General features: G+C 31.1%; 10 protein-coding genes. All 10 read right to left on the reverse strand.

The features are described from left to right. Window positions 1-554 precede the first annotated feature (554 nt). The 10 genes from KQI89_RS02920 to KQI89_RS02965 all read right to left on the reverse strand — a co-directional run bounded on the left by KQI89_RS02920 (window position 555) and on the right by KQI89_RS02965 (window position 16,063). Window positions 555-2,345: an ABC transporter ATP-binding protein gene (locus KQI89_RS02920; RefSeq protein WP_216455816.1), complete on the reverse strand. Its 1,791-nt coding sequence runs from the start codon at window positions 2,343-2,345 to the stop codon at window positions 555-557. Between the two features lie 26 nt (window positions 2,346-2,371). Continuing rightward, window positions 2,372-3,262 (reverse strand): ABC transporter ATP-binding protein, encoded by an 891-nt coding sequence (locus tag KQI89_RS02925; RefSeq protein WP_216455817.1) that lies wholly within the window; start codon window positions 3,260-3,262, stop codon window positions 2,372-2,374. Window positions 3,263-3,271: 9 nt separating this feature from the next. Next, window positions 3,272-4,024: a peptidylprolyl isomerase gene (locus tag KQI89_RS02930; protein ID WP_216455818.1), complete on the reverse strand. Its 753-nt coding sequence runs from the start codon at window positions 4,022-4,024 to the stop codon at window positions 3,272-3,274. Beyond that, the gene (locus tag KQI89_RS02935; RefSeq protein ID WP_216455819.1) at window positions 4,025-5,278 is read right to left on the reverse strand and encodes an ABC transporter permease; all 1,254 of its coding nucleotides are present in this window, start codon (window positions 5,276-5,278) and stop codon (window positions 4,025-4,027) included. It lies immediately after the preceding gene. Window positions 5,279-5,289: 11 nt separating this feature from the next. Then, window positions 5,290-6,603, reverse strand: coding sequence for an ABC transporter permease subunit (locus KQI89_RS02940; RefSeq protein WP_216455820.1), 1,314 nt, complete (start codon window positions 6,601-6,603; stop codon window positions 5,290-5,292). Between the two features lie 347 nt (window positions 6,604-6,950). Then, the gene (locus tag KQI89_RS02945) at window positions 6,951-11,192 is read right to left on the reverse strand and encodes a 2-hydroxyacyl-CoA dehydratase (protein ID WP_216455821.1); all 4,242 of its coding nucleotides are present in this window, start codon (window positions 11,190-11,192) and stop codon (window positions 6,951-6,953) included. A 590-nt stretch (window positions 11,193-11,782) separates the two neighbouring features. After that, the gene (locus KQI89_RS02950; RefSeq protein ID WP_216455822.1) at window positions 11,783-12,376 is read right to left on the reverse strand and encodes a class I SAM-dependent methyltransferase; all 594 of its coding nucleotides are present in this window, start codon (window positions 12,374-12,376) and stop codon (window positions 11,783-11,785) included. A 10-nt stretch (window positions 12,377-12,386) separates the two neighbouring features. Further along, window positions 12,387-12,926: an ECF transporter S component gene (locus KQI89_RS02955; protein ID WP_216455823.1), complete on the reverse strand. Its 540-nt coding sequence runs from the start codon at window positions 12,924-12,926 to the stop codon at window positions 12,387-12,389. A 13-nt stretch (window positions 12,927-12,939) separates the two neighbouring features. Further along, window positions 12,940-13,281 carry a hydrogenase maturation nickel metallochaperone HypA gene (locus KQI89_RS02960; RefSeq protein ID WP_032121643.1) on the reverse strand — a complete coding sequence of 114 codons (342 nt, stop codon included), beginning with the start codon at window positions 13,279-13,281 and terminating at the stop codon, window positions 12,940-12,942. Window positions 13,282-13,369: 88 nt separating this feature from the next. Further along, on the reverse strand, window positions 13,370-16,063 hold the full coding sequence (locus KQI89_RS02965) for an FAD-dependent oxidoreductase (protein ID WP_216455824.1): 2,694 nt from the start codon (window positions 16,061-16,063) through the stop codon (window positions 13,370-13,372). Window positions 16,064-16,084 lie beyond the last annotated feature (21 nt).

A 16,084-nucleotide genomic window follows, 5' to 3' on the forward strand; every position in this document is an offset into this window, starting at 1 on the left:
ATTTTAAATTGAAAATAATAATAATTTTAAAACAAATATTTTGCATTTAATTGTATTTAAGAGTTTAAATTATCAAACAAATAAAAATTTCCATTTAAATTAATAAATATTTATCTAGCTTTAATTTTACAGTGTATTAGTTATAGCTCTGCCTATAAAATATAAATTATTTTCTTTGATTATCTACCTATAATTTAATACATGTTTTTCTGCTTATTAAAAATCTCATCACAAGAAAAATCCCCCTAAATTGATAATACTTCGCCAAAACTCTCCATATCCGTCAGTAGCAATTTATATAAAAAGACTTTTTTGAAAACAATAAAAAACCACCAATTCATAGTGTAAAATTGATTTGCAAAACAATTCTACTAGGAAGGGTGGCTTATTTATTATGAACGATGAAGAATATATTACTATAGAATTGAAAAAACCCTAGAGAAAATAATAATTTTATCATCGACTCGTTTAAATAAAAATATATGAATTTTTTGCATATACTTTGGTCTATTATAAAAGATTATTGAGAGTTCATCTTAGTTAAGAAATCTTACTTACTGATTGCTATATGCTCCTTCTTCTCTAACTTGAATTTTCATGCTATTATCATACAATTCTTTATAGTGCTGACATGTAGTATACAAATCATTGTGCTTTCCATCAGCTATTATGTTTCCGTCTTTCATAACTATAATTCTTGGATCAAAAAAAACAATGCTAGATATCTTATGTGATACCAAAATCTTAATATTATTTGTATCATTATCTAAAAAAGCCTTTAATACATTATATTCTGCCTTTACATCTAATGCTGATGTTGGTTCATCCAATAAGTAAACATCTGCTTTTCTAAAGCAAGTCCTACTAACAGCTAATCGTTGCCATTGTCCTATAGATAATTGCTTTCCTCCTAACCAAAAACCCAATTGAGTGTCTAACCCATTATCAAACTCGGATGTCTTGGATGTTAAATTGAAGTTTCTAATAATATTTTCTATTTTATCATCATCCTTTATATTGTTTATATCTGATAGTGCAATGTTTTCTCTTAATGTTAATTCATACATATTATAATCCTGAAAAAAGAAACTTAAATGCTTACGGTAATCAAATTCATTCAATTGTTTTAAATCTATACCATTTATAAAAACTTTCCCCTCATAATCTTTATAAAGACCTGAGAGAATTTTCATTAATGTGGTCTTTCCAGAGCCATTTTCCCCAATTAAAACTACTCTTTCACCCTTTTTTATATTTAAATTAATAGCTTTTAATGTATTATAATCATTAGATTGATATTTAAAATACAAATCGGTGATGGATATATCATAAATACTTTTTTCAATTGGCTTGCATTCCTTAGGACTTCTATCCATATCTATAAAATCAAAATACATTTCTGCATAAACGGATTGAATAATAATGTTATTTATACTATTCAGTAATGTATTCATATTATTTTTTATGGTAGTTAAACTATTTATATAAGCTACAATCATACCAAAAGAAAAGAGACCTTTAACTGCTCTTAACATAGAAACGAAGATAACAAATACGGTTACAAAAACATCTATCAGTTGGATTATTATATTATACTTAAACCTTTTTCTAGAAATACAAGTCTCTTTACTTTTTATATAATTCAAAATCTCTTTATACTTATTCAAGAAATATTGACCTAAATCAAAGGCCTTGATTTCTTTAAATGCTGTTGCATTTGTAATTAAACCACTGAAATAAGCTTTTTTTCTTATTAATGTAATTCTCTGCATTTTGTAATTATAAGTATCTTTTTCAAGCTTATAACTAAATATAGAGGATATTATAGGTATAATAAGCACTATGATCAATCCCCAGGTCTGAACACTAAGTATAATAGCAAATATAGATGAAATTGCGAACAACTTTGTTATTATCTGGCATAGCGAATCAAAGGCTCCAATCACACTATTGGTACCATCCATTTGAGCTTTATTTATCAAATCATAGGTGTCAGGATTCTCATAATCGCGTAATTCTAGGGATTGGTACTTGTTAAATAATATACCATCTATATGATTTTGAAACTTAATATGCGAAATACTTAATAAATAATTATCAAACTCACTGGAGATAACGCTAATAATTTGTATTAATGTGTATATTACTATAGTTTTCAAAAATACATTTAATTCTACTTTTGAATTAAATAAATCAAAAAGTATTTTTGAACCATATACTGTTAAACCAGAAATCGATCCCAAAAATATTACTGAAAGCAGTCTAAGGAATATAACCTGCTTATTAATTTCTATTAAATATTTTAATGTACGCCTTAGTGTTTTTAATTTAAATTTTTTAATCATAAAAACCCTTCACCTTTTGCTATATTTTATTCATTCATATAAATATCTTTATATCTTTCTTCAAGTGATATCTCTTTTTTATATAGATTAGTGATTTTTATACCTGCTTGATCTAAGTCTACTAAAAATGATTGTATCTCAAGCTTTTCTGTAATTACTTCAATTCTTTTATGGTCTATATCCTTGTAATTTATAGCTTTTAATGATAAATAGTTTTTTAATTTTTCTAATACTTCAGTTTCTAAGATATATATGGATGTTTTCAAATCACTTTCATTGAATTCAATAATTCTACCTTTATTTATACAAACCAGCCTATTGGCTATTCTTTCTACTTCTTCTAGTTGGTGAGAAGAAAACAAAATGGATATGTCCTCCTTTTCAACTAAATCAAGCAAAACATTACGTAATTCAATCACTGAGGTTGGATCAAGTCCATTGGTAGGTTCATCCAATATAAGCAACTTTGGTTTACTTAATAGAGCAATCCCCAGAGCTAATCTTTGTTTCATCCCCATGGAATAATTTCCAGCCTTTCTTTTAAGATTATTTTCTAATTTAGTGAATTCCATAATTTCTTTTACCCGTTTTTTATCTATATTCCTAAGTTCAGCAAATAATTTGATATTATCTTCTCCTGACATATCTACGAAAAGACCAGGTGTTTCAATAACCCCTGCCATAGAAGATAAGGCTTTAATACGATGTTTTTTTATATCATAACCATTTATTGTAATAGTACCACTATCAGGGAATATAAGTGATAGTATACATTTCATTACTGTTGATTTTCCTGCTCCGTTTGGTCCAATAAAACCTACAATCTCATTAGGGAATATATCAAAGTTGATATCATGGAGAACCTTAGTCTTTCCAAAGCTTTTATTTAGATCTTTAACTTCCAATAATTTTTCCATGTCTACCTCCTACTCAACCTTATTTACTGTTACATTGTTTATGGTGATAATTTTTTTAGGTCCACCAAAAGAATCTAATTCAACAGCCCTCATTTTTTCTATGGTATCCATACCTTTTATTACTTGTCCAAATACAGTAATTTTCCCTTGGTTCCTTACATTACCGCCAATCTTTAAAAATGCATCTTTTAAACTTTCATTAATATCCATACCCTCTAATTCCTGTTTTTCTTCATCTGCTAAGAAATTTTTATCGATGATAGCAAATTGCCCTGTGTTCATTCCCTTTTCTCCTGATACATTTATACGTCTTGGAATAATTAAACTACCATAGAGCATTCCAAAGTCAGGATCAATTTCTACATCAAAATTCTTATTGCTTGCAGTCTTCACTTCATAGTCTTTATCTCCTATTTTTCCGATACCTATGGACACACTTGTATAAGAAGAAAAATTCAACTCTTCAAAATATTTTTCCTTTGCTAATTGAATAAAATTTTCCACAGCCTTTGGGCACTCTTTCTCAAAAAGTAAAATTTGAATTTTCCCCATACTAGTATCAATAGTAGCTATACTATCACCCTTAGCAGGCTTTCTAATTTGTTTTGTTTCTACTCCTTGATAATCAACAGGTATGGGATCACTTATCTTATTTTTCTCCTTTGCTTCATTGTCCTTTTCTGCATTCTTCTTAGTACCACAACCTGCAATTAAAAAAATAGCTAGCAAAATTAATATAAATCTAAAATTTCTCTTTTTCATTTAAGCAACACCTCCTGATAAATCCCTTTTTTCAAATATCTTAGTAGTTATAAATGTAATTAATCCTATAACCACAATTTGGATAATTATGCCATAAGTCTGTGTTGTTTTATACTTAGAAAAGAATATATTTTGCAAATCCATATAAGACCATGGATTGATAAATCTTAAAATTCTACTAAAACTATTAATCATAGTACTCATATAGGTAATAAGCAATATAGCTAAGATTGCACCAAAACTTGCTGTGCTATCTTGAATCAATACAGATGCTGAAATTCCCATTATTGTTTGAAAAATAATTAATGCAATCATTGAAACTACTTGGACACCTAAAGTTTTCAAAACAGAAATATAAACCTCTTGATTTGATGTAATAAATAAACTAAAATGTTCAATGCTTTCATTCATTCTAACGGGATAGCTTAAATCACCGAAACCATAAATAATTCCAACTGATATAGTTACCATTAGTAAAGGCACTAGTACCAAACAAATATTCAACAAGCTTCTTGCAATGTATTTTGACCTGATTAAGCTTCTCCTGTTATAAGGAGCAGTATATATGGTATTATAGCTTCCTTCTTCAAATTCACTGGTATAAGATTCTATAGATAACATTAATACTACTACTAATAAAATAAACACATTGATTTGATCAAAGTACCTTCTAAGATAATTGGCCATATTCAAAGTATATGGACTTATCTGGAATTCATTTCCTTTGTCCTGTATTTCTTGATAATCTGCAATTTGTTTCTCAATCTCTTCTTTTTCAAATCCACGCTCTTTTAACCATAAGTTATCAACTACACTATTTTCAACCCCCTTGATAATAACTTGATTAATAGACTTAGAGCTTTTTAAAATAGTTTTCAAATCTTCATCTTCAAGAATTTTTCCGTACTTTAATTTAAAGTAACCATTCTCTCTACTAAGATAATTTATGTAAAGTGATTGATATAACTCTATTTTCTTATCAATTTCTTCCGACTTCTTTTTATAAACAGGGTCAGATTCATTATCTTTATATTCCTCCTTTAATGCAATCAATTCTATTTTGGTACCATTGGCTGCTCCTGTATATTCTAGAACAGCATTTTCATTAAAGTTATATATTTTCTCTATATACTTTGTGTTTGAATAATTCATATAAAAAATTAAGGCTATGCAGTATAGAACCATACCAAAAAATATCACTATATTTTTTCGCTGTTTTAATTCTTTTAATAACTGATACTTAAGTATTTTCATTTTATCCCCTCCTAATAAACAATTTCTTTCTTATTAAACACCCAAGCACTAATTCCAATCATAATAAGGATAGAAATCACCTGTATTACTGTAAGAGATAACAAGGTAAATGAGGATGCCCCACTAATAATATCTCTTACATTCAAGGCAAGCAGTGGATTAGGAAGTTCTGGAATAAGCCTTAATAAACCATATAGTCCTCCAAATATACCTGCTGCAATTACTAATGCAATGGATTTTTTGTTAGTCAATGATGAAGCAAATACTGTAACAATATTTACAAATACCGCAAATAGAACCATTTCTAGCGTAAAAATAATGGTTGCTTCGGTAAAACTGATAAGTTTTATTATGGGATATATGTTTTTGATTAGCGTATCCAAAGCTACTGGAACAGGTCCTAGATATTCAATTCCATTTGGCTCAGAAGCCGCTTTAACCAGATTCATTCCATTAATCCTTAGTGCTGTCCATTGATTTGTTGTTGTTAAAATAGGCATCTTGAAGGAATGAAATCTACTTAAAACTCCAGAAAATAGAGTAACGATACATATGGAGATAATAATAACTGGAAGCACAGTGACTATGTTTGAAAATAATACTTTCAAGAAATAAGAAAACCTACTAATTGGTTGAGACAATACATTTCTTGTTATTCTTAATCGGTGTTCTTCGCTTATGGAATCAATACTTAACAATAATATAGTAATCAGAATAAATACAGGAATTATCTTATCCATGAGCTCATATAAAAACACCGCTTCATTAGCATCATCCCTTTCTACGTATGAGATATTGTTTTTATAGCACCTATAAAGGTATTTCAGCTCTAGAGTCCACCTTATTAGCTCCATATCCATTATTTTAGTTGCCGTAGATACATTATATTCATTACCATTATTATCTGGATAGGTAATATCAGGGGCTATATCATTCCAAACTTCTTTTGTAAAATCCTCAAATATTCTCCTATTCTCTATACTAGAAAAAATGTTCATATGTATGATTCGTACAATCATTTCATGCTTATAAGCCTGAAGAAGATTTCCTTGATTTCGATTCTTGATTGCGTCATCACTATTATCAAGCATCTTACTAAAGCCTATCTTTTCTTCCCCTTCAGTTATTCTTATCAAGCCCTCAGACACGAACCTATCTGATTGAGCAGCTACTGTTGAAAAATCTAAGTCTTTGATATTTCCATTATTAAAATCTTCACTTATTAGATTGCTAATAACACTCATACTTATTAGGATAAAAGCTATTATAAGTATTGGCAAAGACTTCTTTTTTAGGATACGCCTGGCTTCATATCTCTCTAACACCTTATCCTCCCCCCCTCTATATTTAATCTTTCTATTATTTTATTCCTCCTATATTTAGTACGTGCTTTTATTACATATGGTTACCTTTATGTTACAAATAAGTAATTAAAGTTCATTTTTTGTATTTTATCACAACTAATCCTGAATTGTTACTATTCATCTATCCTAAAAAATAATTTGTAACACTTCATAGATATTTAGATATTATGAATATCTAAATATACTAAGGAAATACTCTTATGGGTAAACATAAAAAACATAAATAAGATAGAGCATTTTTTTAATGAAAATTTATTAAACTTTTATATAAATAATAAAAGAGCATTTCTGCTCTTAATTTTTTATATCTATTTTATTTTTTCTAATTTCTCCAAATTTTTAGTGGCGGTTGAAAGCATAAGCTTCATTCTATTTAATTGATTTACTTCACTGGCACCAGGATCATAATCTATTGGCGTAATATTTAAATAAGGGTATCTTCTCTTAATCTCTCTGATCATCCCTTTTCCTATTACATGATTTGGTAAACAGGCAAATGGTTGTATACAAATCATATTATTTACTCCAGACTCTAATAATTTTATGATTTCCGCCGTCAATAACCATCCTTCTCCAGCTTGATTACCAAGAGATAATATATCATCTGTTCTTTTTGCCAATTTTTCAATTGTTTCTGGTGGAGTAAATCTTTTGCTATTACTAAGTGATTTCTTCATTTCACTTATATAAGACTCTATGTATTTAATAGCTAACTTGCCGCCTAATAAATTTTTAAAATTTCCACCTAATTTCTCATATTTAAACTTTTGATTATAAGCACAATATAATAGAAAATACATTAAATCCGGCATTATTACCTCTGCTCCTTCGTTTTCTAGTATTTCTATAATATTATTATTTGCTAAACTATGATACTTTAAGAAAATTTCCCCAACTATTGCTACCTTTGGCTTAATTATATTGTTAATTTTCAAATTATCAAATTCATTTATCATTTGATTTGTAATATTTTTAAATTCTTTAAAACTTCCACTAATTACATTGTTTTTACATATTTCTAACCATTTTAAATAAAGTAGATCTGTTGAATTTTTTATCTTTTCATAAGGCCTTACTCTGTTTATCATTTTCATAAGCAGATCGCCATAAGTTACTGCCATCAGGCCTTTATTAATCATTGGTAGAGTTATTTTAAATCCTGGATTATTCTCTATTCCTTGAACGCTTAAAGATATAACTGGTACTTTTTCATACCCTGAATCCCTTAAAGCCTTTCTTATAAGAGCCACATAATTAGATGCTCTACAGGTTCCCCCTGTTTGAGAAATTGCTACAGAGGTATTGTTTAAATCATACTTTCCAGATTTAAGTGCACTTATGATTTGACCTATCACTACAATGGAGGGATAACAAGCATCATTATTTACATACTTTAGTCCTTCTTCCATAGTCTCTTTATTAACCCTTGGTAATATCTTTAGATTATATCCAGAACTTTTAAAAGCAACTTCCAATAATTCAAAGTGTATTGGAGAAAATTGTGGAGCAAGTATTGTATGATTTTCTCTCATTTCCTTAGTAAATATAGATTTATCATAGGGTTTCATAATTTTCAATTTAGAAGTTCGTAGTTTATTTCTATTATCTATAGCTGCCTTAAGAGAGCGTATTCTAATCTTAGCTGCACCTAAATTATTAACTTCATCTATTTTTAGTAATGTATATATTTTCCCAAAACCTTCTAATATCTCTTGTACTTGATCTGTAGCAACTGCATCTAATCCACATCCAAAAGAGTTTAATTGAACTAGCTCTAGATTTTCTTTATTTCCTACAAAATTTGCAGCCCTGTATGCTCTTGAATGATAAGTCCACTGATCAAGTACTCTTAATGGTCGTGGGATTTTAGCTAAATCAGCTACTGAATCCTCTGTAAAAACTGCTAACCCTTCTTCTGATATCATATTGGCTATGCCATGATTTATTTCTAAATCTAAATGGTAAGGTCTACCGCTTAATACAATGCCCTTTCCACCACTTTTATCTAAATCTTCTAGAATTTCTAATGCTTTATTTTTTAAATCTTCTTTAACATTTTTAGCTTCTTCATAAGCTTTATCAATTGCAATGTTTATTTCTCTTTTACTTATATCAAATACTCTTAATTCCTCATATAAATTTTTCTTCATTGATTTTCTATCATTAAAATTTAAGAATGGATTTTTATATGTAATCTGTCCACTTCTCAAAAATTCAATATTATTTTTAATAACCTCTGGATAAGAAATCACTATAGCACAATTGTAGTGATTATCTGCAGTTTCATCTTCTAGTTTTTCATAAGGAATACATGGATAAAATATGAATTTTAATCCCTTTTTTATAAGACTTACTATATGACCATGAGCAATTTTTGCAGGATAACAAAGAGACTCTGATGGTATAGTATCAATACCTTCATTATAAATTTTCTTTGTAGAATTTGGAGATAGTACTACCCTAAAACCTAGTTCTGTAAAAAAAGTGTACCAAAAGGGATAGTTTTCATACATATTTAAAACTCTTGGTATCCCCACTTCTCCTCTTGTTGCCTCTTCTATGGTAAGAGGTTTATATCCAAAAATTCTTTTATATTTATAATCAAATAAGTTTACTCCTTTCTTTTTATTTTTAGTAACTCCTATACACCTTTCGCATCTATTACCAGAAATAAATTTTTTACCATTAGAAAATTTACTTATAGTAAGTAAACAGTTATTGCTACATAATCCACAATGATTAAATTCATTTGATACTTTAAATTTCTCAAGGTCAGATTCTGATAAAATACTAGAAACTTCGTTTTTATTATAATTTTCTTTTGCAATAAGAGCAGCTCCAAATGCCCCCATAAGTCCAGCAATATCCGGCCTTATAGCCTCTTTTCCAGAAACTTTCTCAAAAGCCCTTAAAACAGCTTCATTATAAAAAGTTCCTCCCTGAACTATAATTTTTTCTCCAAGTTCTTCAGGATTTTTTATTTTTATAACTTTATAAAGAGCATTTTTAATTACGGAATAAGATAATCCAGAGGATATATCTCCAATATCTGCTCCTTCTTTTTGGACTTGTTTAACTTTAGAATTCATGAATACGGTACACCTTGACCCTAAGTCTACTGGCCTTTGCGATAATAAACCTTGCCTTGAAAACTTTTCAATACTCATATTTAAGGATTGTGCAAACATATCAAGAAAAGAACCACATCCTGATGAACAAGCTTCATTTAATTGAATAGAATTTATCACTCCATCTTTTATCTTGATACACTTCATATCTTGACCTCCTATGTCAAGTATAAAGTCCACACCTTTTAAAAAGTGCTCCGATGCTTTATAATGTGCGATGGTTTCAACTTCTCCAATGTCAATATTTAAAGCTGACTTTATTAGATATTCTCCATATCCAGTAACAGTTGCTTTAACAATTTTTATTTTTTCATTAATTTTACTGTATATATCTTTTAATATGTTTATGGTGCTTTCTAAAGGCTTTCCCTTATTATTATCATAAAAAGAATATAATATAGCACCTTCATTATCTATTAATATAGCTTTAGTAGTTGTGGAACCAGCATCTATCCCTAGGAAGGCTTCACCTTCATATGTAGCTATATCTCTTCTTTTAGCCTTACAGTTATTATGCCTCTCTCTAAAGCTTTGTAATTCTTCTTCATCTTTAAATAATGGCTCTAATGTATATGAAGTAGATACATTATTATTATCTAAGTTTTCAACAGATTTTAATAATTGTTCAAAGGTTATAACTTTTTCTTTTTTAGATTCAATAGCCGTACCAATAGCTACAAATAGTTGAGAGTTTTGTGGAAATAATATTTCTTCCTGTTTTAATTTTAAAGTTTCAATGAATCTTTTTCTAAGCTCTGATAAATAATACAAAGGACCTCCTAAAAGTGCTACATTTCCCTTTATTGGCTTTCCGCAAGCAAGGCCACTTATAGTTTGATTTACAACAGCTTGAAATATAGATGCAGCTATATCTTCCTTTGTAGCTCCTTCATTTATAAGAGATTGTATATCAGTTTTTGCAAAAACTCCGCATCTTGCAGCAATGGGATAAATAATCTTATAATTTTTAGCTAACTCATTTAATCCTTTAGCATCAGTTTCAAGTAATGTAGCCATCTGATCTATAAAAGCTCCTGTTCCACCAGCACAAACTCCATTCATACGTTGTTCTAAACTATCTTCAAAGTATGTTATTTTTGCATCTTCTCCACCTAATTCTATGGCTACATCAGCAACATCTATAAAAGTTTCAATTGCTTTTGTGCAGGCAATAACCTCTTGAATAAAAGATAATCCTAAAAGATTAGAAAGAGATAATCCACTAGATCCTGTTACCATTGCCGTAATATTATAATCTTTATATTTATTAAAAGCTTCTTTTATAAGTAAAGCTGTAGTTTCTTTTATATTAGAGTAGTGTCGTTCATATTTACTATAAATAATATTATCTTTCCCATCTAATAATACAAGCTTAATAGTAGTTGATCCTACATCAATCCCTAAATGTAATACTTCTTTCATAAACTTCTCGCTCCAGTACCATCTTTATTAATGTTCTTTATATCATGAATAATATCCATAATATGTGAGCATCTTTTTATGATTCTACCCGTTTTGATACATAATATACCTATACAATACTGGTAAATTGGGGGAAAACCTCTTCAATTACACCAAAATCTCAATGATAATCTTCGAGAAAAGATATAGGGAGGGATCTATTACCAATTTAACTCTTGCACAATAATATCTCTATAACCCTCTCTATAATTTCTAACTGTGAAATAAAAAAGCATATGAATATATTTAATTAAATATATTCATATGCTTTTTCTTATCTATCTCTTACGTTAACACACAACTACCATTAGTTTTTAATAATAATACTTTTTATTCTAATAATCATAAGTGTAAATCTTTTTATTCTTTTGATTTTTACGTTACTAAAGAAACACCCCTGTAGCAACACTGTTTCTACAGTATCACCACAGGGTCTGTCCTATAATTCTACTCAATCTTCACCCATCTTATTTTTATTTGTATTTTTGATATTTTCTCTTAACTATTTTAAAAGTGACGGTGGCTTTTTTTATGCAATAATTATCAATTAACTATCTGCATCCGATAATCACAAACATATCTGTGTTGTCTACTTCCTTCAGAACTTTCAAACCAGCATCTAGGAAATACTTTCTCATGATTTCCATTGTAGGCAAATTATCTTCTTTGACAGCATCATCCACTCCTTTATGAAGATTGTTGATTGCCTCTCTACTCTGAGAATGACAAATGGTAAGTTTGCCTCCAACTTTCAACTTTTGTGCCAGCTTGTGAACCGCTTCTTCTTTTCTGTATTGAAAATGAGGAAACATAGAATAGCATATGACGTGGTCATAGATGATTTCATCCTCATTGGTATCCAGGACATCTCCACATTCAAAGCTGACATTATGGTATTTATTTTTTTTATAAGCCACCTCAATCATTTTTTCAGCCATATCTATTGCCTTGATGCGACCTGATTTACTTACTCTTTGATAGAGACTGGGAATTAGTATGCCAGTACCTGTTCCCACATCTAGGATATAACTCCCTGACTTTATCTCAATCATATCCAGTATAGATTCCACTTTTATCATATCGTGATTACATATTTCATCCCAAGTGCTTGCTACACTATTGAAAAAATCTTTTTGTTCTTTCATTTAAACTCACCTACGCCGACTTGCGAAGTTCCGTAGTTGGGTTGAACTTTTTGGCAGCTAACACAATTGCAGGTATGAAGATAATTTGTATTATGATTCCTGGGATCCCTTTAAGGATTGCACCTTGTACAAACACAACAGGGCTAGGCAATTTTGCCATAAAAAACGTTGCCAATGTCCATACAGCAACACCAGCCATGACTCTTCCACATGCCATACTAATGATAAGGGACACATAGACATTCATTTTTAAGTTTCTGTAAAGCAAACTTACTATGACACCATAAGTGGCAAGTTCAAGCATCATGTAAGGCAATACTGGAAAAAAGGGTGGCATCCCAGTTAATAATGAACTTATAAGCGGAGTAAACACACCTACTGCCAAGGCAAATGGCCATCCTAGAAAAAATCCAGCAATGAGCACAGGTATATGCATAGGCAAAAACACTGGACCGCCTCCCCCTATGGCATGAAATGCTATGGGCAATACAAGACCCATGGCTATAAATACTCCTGATAATACTAATTCTTTGGTCATTTGATTTTTCATAATAACCTTCCTTTCAACAAGCTATGATCTCTTTGATTAAAAACTCTCTACCACTGAGCACCTCCAAGTCATGGCTACCGCAGTCTGGGCATTGATTTCTGCACTGAATCAAATTAAATTCCTTATAGCACTTATGGCATCTACCATTACCAGGCAACAATTCAATTTTCAGTTTTGTATCCTGCAATAGTGTACCATCCACTGCAGCGGGATAACAAGCTTCAATATACTTTGGTATAATCGAAGATATCTCACCAATCTGGAGCACCAAAGTATCAATTTTTGTAATTCCATTTTTTTTGGCAAAGTTTTCAACTGTTTTAACTACTTTAATTACAACGCCCAATTCATGCAAATGAATTCACCTCTACCTCTCTGAATCTAGAAACTTAGGGGTGGGCTTGCGTTCCCACCGCCTTTTATTTATTTTAATATCTATTTTTCTAACTGCTCTTTTTCCCTCCACTTAAAGACTTTTTAATCTTACGGACAACAATTCTACCTTTACGCTTAATCATATTTTTAACAATTATAGGTTTAAGCTCTTCAAAAGGTACACTTGTAGCGTCATATTTTCTGCCAAGTGATATAGCGTCGAACTTACATCTAGTTGTACACGCACCACAGCCTAAACACATGTATTCATCTACAGTTGTAGCACCGCAACCAAGGCAACGTTCTGTTTCCATTTTAACTTGTTCTTCCGTAAAGGTATTACGTAAATCCTTGAAAGATGCTTTAGCTTTAGTACCGTCAACATGTTTTGCTCTTTGCCTTGGAATATGATCATATCCTTCAAGGGTCAAGTTTCCTTTATCAAATGCATGATACTCTCTCCTATCACGACCGAGAATCAAGCTCTGTCCTGGCTGAACATAACGATGGATTGAAATTGCACCTTCTTTACCCAAAGCAATAGCATCAATAGCAAACTTAGGACCTGTCATGGCATCTCCCCCAGCAAATACATCTGGCTCTCCTGTCTGAAGAGTAAAGGAATCCACCTTGATTGTCTTATTTGGATTTAATTCTATCTTTGAGTCCTCTAATAATCCGCCCCAATCCATTGCTTGCCCTACTGAAAGCAATACATTGTTTGCCTTAACAATCTTAGTTTCATTTTCATCAAACTTTGGACTAAACTTTCCATTCTTATCTAAAACTGAAAGGCATTTTTTGAATTCTACACCTACAACACGGCCCTTTTCTGTAACAATACGCTTTGGACCCCAAGAATTGTTAACTTCAATATCTTCGGATATTGCCTCCTCAATTTCTTCTTCAAGAGCTGGCATTTGCTCTCGGCTTTCAAGACAGAACATATCAACTTTTGAAGCCCCAACTCTTGTAGCTGTTCTCGCAACATCAATAGCAACATTACCGCCACCGATTACAACAACATTTCCTTCAAGTTTTATATCATTACCCAAGTTAACATTACGTAAGAAATCAACACCTGTAAAGACCCCTTCTGCATCTTCACCTTCAATACCAAGTTTTCTACCTGCCTGAGCACCAATTGCAAGATAGAATGCTTCATATCCTTGACTTCTTAAGTCTTTAAGGCTTACATCTTTTCCCACTTCAACACCAGTTTTAAACTCTACGCCTAATTCTTTTAAAATATCAAATTCTGCATTTATAACTTCCTTTTCCAATCTATAGGATGGAATCCCAAGTGCTAACATACCACCAAGTGCTTTTTGTTTTTCAAACACTGTTACCTTATAACCATCAACAGCTAAATAGTAAGCACAAGATAAACCTGATGGACCAGCACCGATAATGGCAATTTTATTTCTATATTCATGTCTCAATTTAGGTACATAACGATTATCCATATTTAAATCTTGTTCCGCGATGAATTTTTTTATTTCATCTATAGCAATAGGATCATCAATGTCACCTCTGGTACAGACGGATTCACATTTCCTTGGACAGATACGCCCACATACTGCTGGAAACGGATTTTCATGCTTGATAAGTTCAAGTGCTTCTTTATACCTTCCTTGAGAAGCCAACTTAATATAGCCTTGTACAGAAATATGAGCTGGACACTGTGTTTTACAAGGACTTGTTCCAGTGTCTACCACATTTTCTCTATTAATGCGATAATCCGGATTCCATTTGTCTGGACCCCACTCTGCATTAGATGGAAGTTCTTCTCTCTTCTTCTCATGAATTGGTGCTTTAGTACATAATTTTTGACCTAATTTCAATGCATTAACAGGACAAATCTCAACACATTCTCCACAAGCAACACATTTATCTTTATCAACATGGGAAACATAATTTGAACGCACCATATCATTATTCAAAAACATTCCAGCAGTTCTTAAAGATAGGCAACTACATCCACAACAGTTACAAATTGCGTGAGTTTGTCCAGGACCATCTGTATTAGGGATTTGATGCATCAAACCATTCTCTTCCGCTTTTTTAATAATTTCAAAAGCTTCTTCACGGGTAATCTTTCTACCTCTGCCTGTACGAATATAGTATTCAGCAGCATGTCCCAGCTGAATACACATATCTTCCTTCAAGTGCCCACAACCTTCTCCCATGGCTTCTCTAGCTGTACGACAAGAGCAATCTGAAACTGAAAAAATCTCATTTTCATAAAGATATTTAGAAACTTCCTCATAAGATGCTCTTCTAGTTTCACCATCAATTGCTGTTTCAATAGGAATAACACGCATAAGCCCTGTACCTACAGGGAAAGCACCTGCTGTCTGGGGGCCTCTTGTTCTTCCATATGCTTCAAAAGCCTCTGCAATTTGCGGATACTTTTTAACGTTTTCCTTGTTGTTAACCATCATTTCCATAACCCCTGGAACCCAAATCTCAAGCCAGAACTTATCAACTCCATCCTTTTCACCAATGAAGCAAACACCGGCAACTGCTAATTCCCATAAGTTTCTTTTTGTATCCTCTAGAGATTTGCCACACAAAGGAGCAATCTCTTCAGCACTCATAGGTTTACGGAATTGCAAGCAAAGACCTACCTCTGCCATTTCATCTGTAACAACAGGTTCCAAAATCATATATTCAGGATCTTTTGCCGTATATGCTGATTTTGAGCCAGACTTTTTTTTACCAATATGATTAGCAAGATCCAATACTTTTTGTTTTACCATATGTCTTCCTCCTAATTTGAG

Origin of the sequence: Clostridium simiarum (assembly GCF_018919175.1) — a bacterium.
GTDB classification, from domain to species: domain Bacteria; phylum Bacillota; class Clostridia; order Clostridiales; family Clostridiaceae; genus Clostridium_L; species Clostridium_L simiarum.

What these genes read in the sequence shown, in the direction of transcription:
- KQI89_RS02965 (WP_216455824.1), bottom strand. Translation starts at nt 16,063, where the DNA reads ATGGTAAAACAAAAAGTATTGGATCTTGCTAATCATATTGGTAAAAAA.
- KQI89_RS02945 (WP_216455821.1), bottom strand. Translation starts at nt 11,192, where the DNA reads ATGAAAGAAGTATTACATTTAGGGATTGATGTAGGATCAACTACTATT.
- KQI89_RS02930 (WP_216455818.1), bottom strand. Translation starts at nt 4,024, where the DNA reads ATGAAAAAGAGAAATTTTAGATTTATATTAATTTTGCTAGCTATTTTT.
- KQI89_RS02920 (WP_216455816.1), bottom strand. Translation starts at nt 2,345, where the DNA reads ATGATTAAAAAATTTAAATTAAAAACACTAAGGCGTACATTAAAATAT.
- KQI89_RS02925 (WP_216455817.1), bottom strand. Translation starts at nt 3,262, where the DNA reads ATGGAAAAATTATTGGAAGTTAAAGATCTAAATAAAAGCTTTGGAAAG.
- KQI89_RS02955 (WP_216455823.1), bottom strand. Translation starts at nt 12,926, where the DNA reads ATGAAAAATCAAATGACCAAAGAATTAGTATTATCAGGAGTATTTATA.
- KQI89_RS02950 (WP_216455822.1), bottom strand. Translation starts at nt 12,376, where the DNA reads ATGAAAGAACAAAAAGATTTTTTCAATAGTGTAGCAAGCACTTGGGAT.
- KQI89_RS02935 (WP_216455819.1), bottom strand. Translation starts at nt 5,278, where the DNA reads ATGAAAATACTTAAGTATCAGTTATTAAAAGAATTAAAACAGCGAAAA.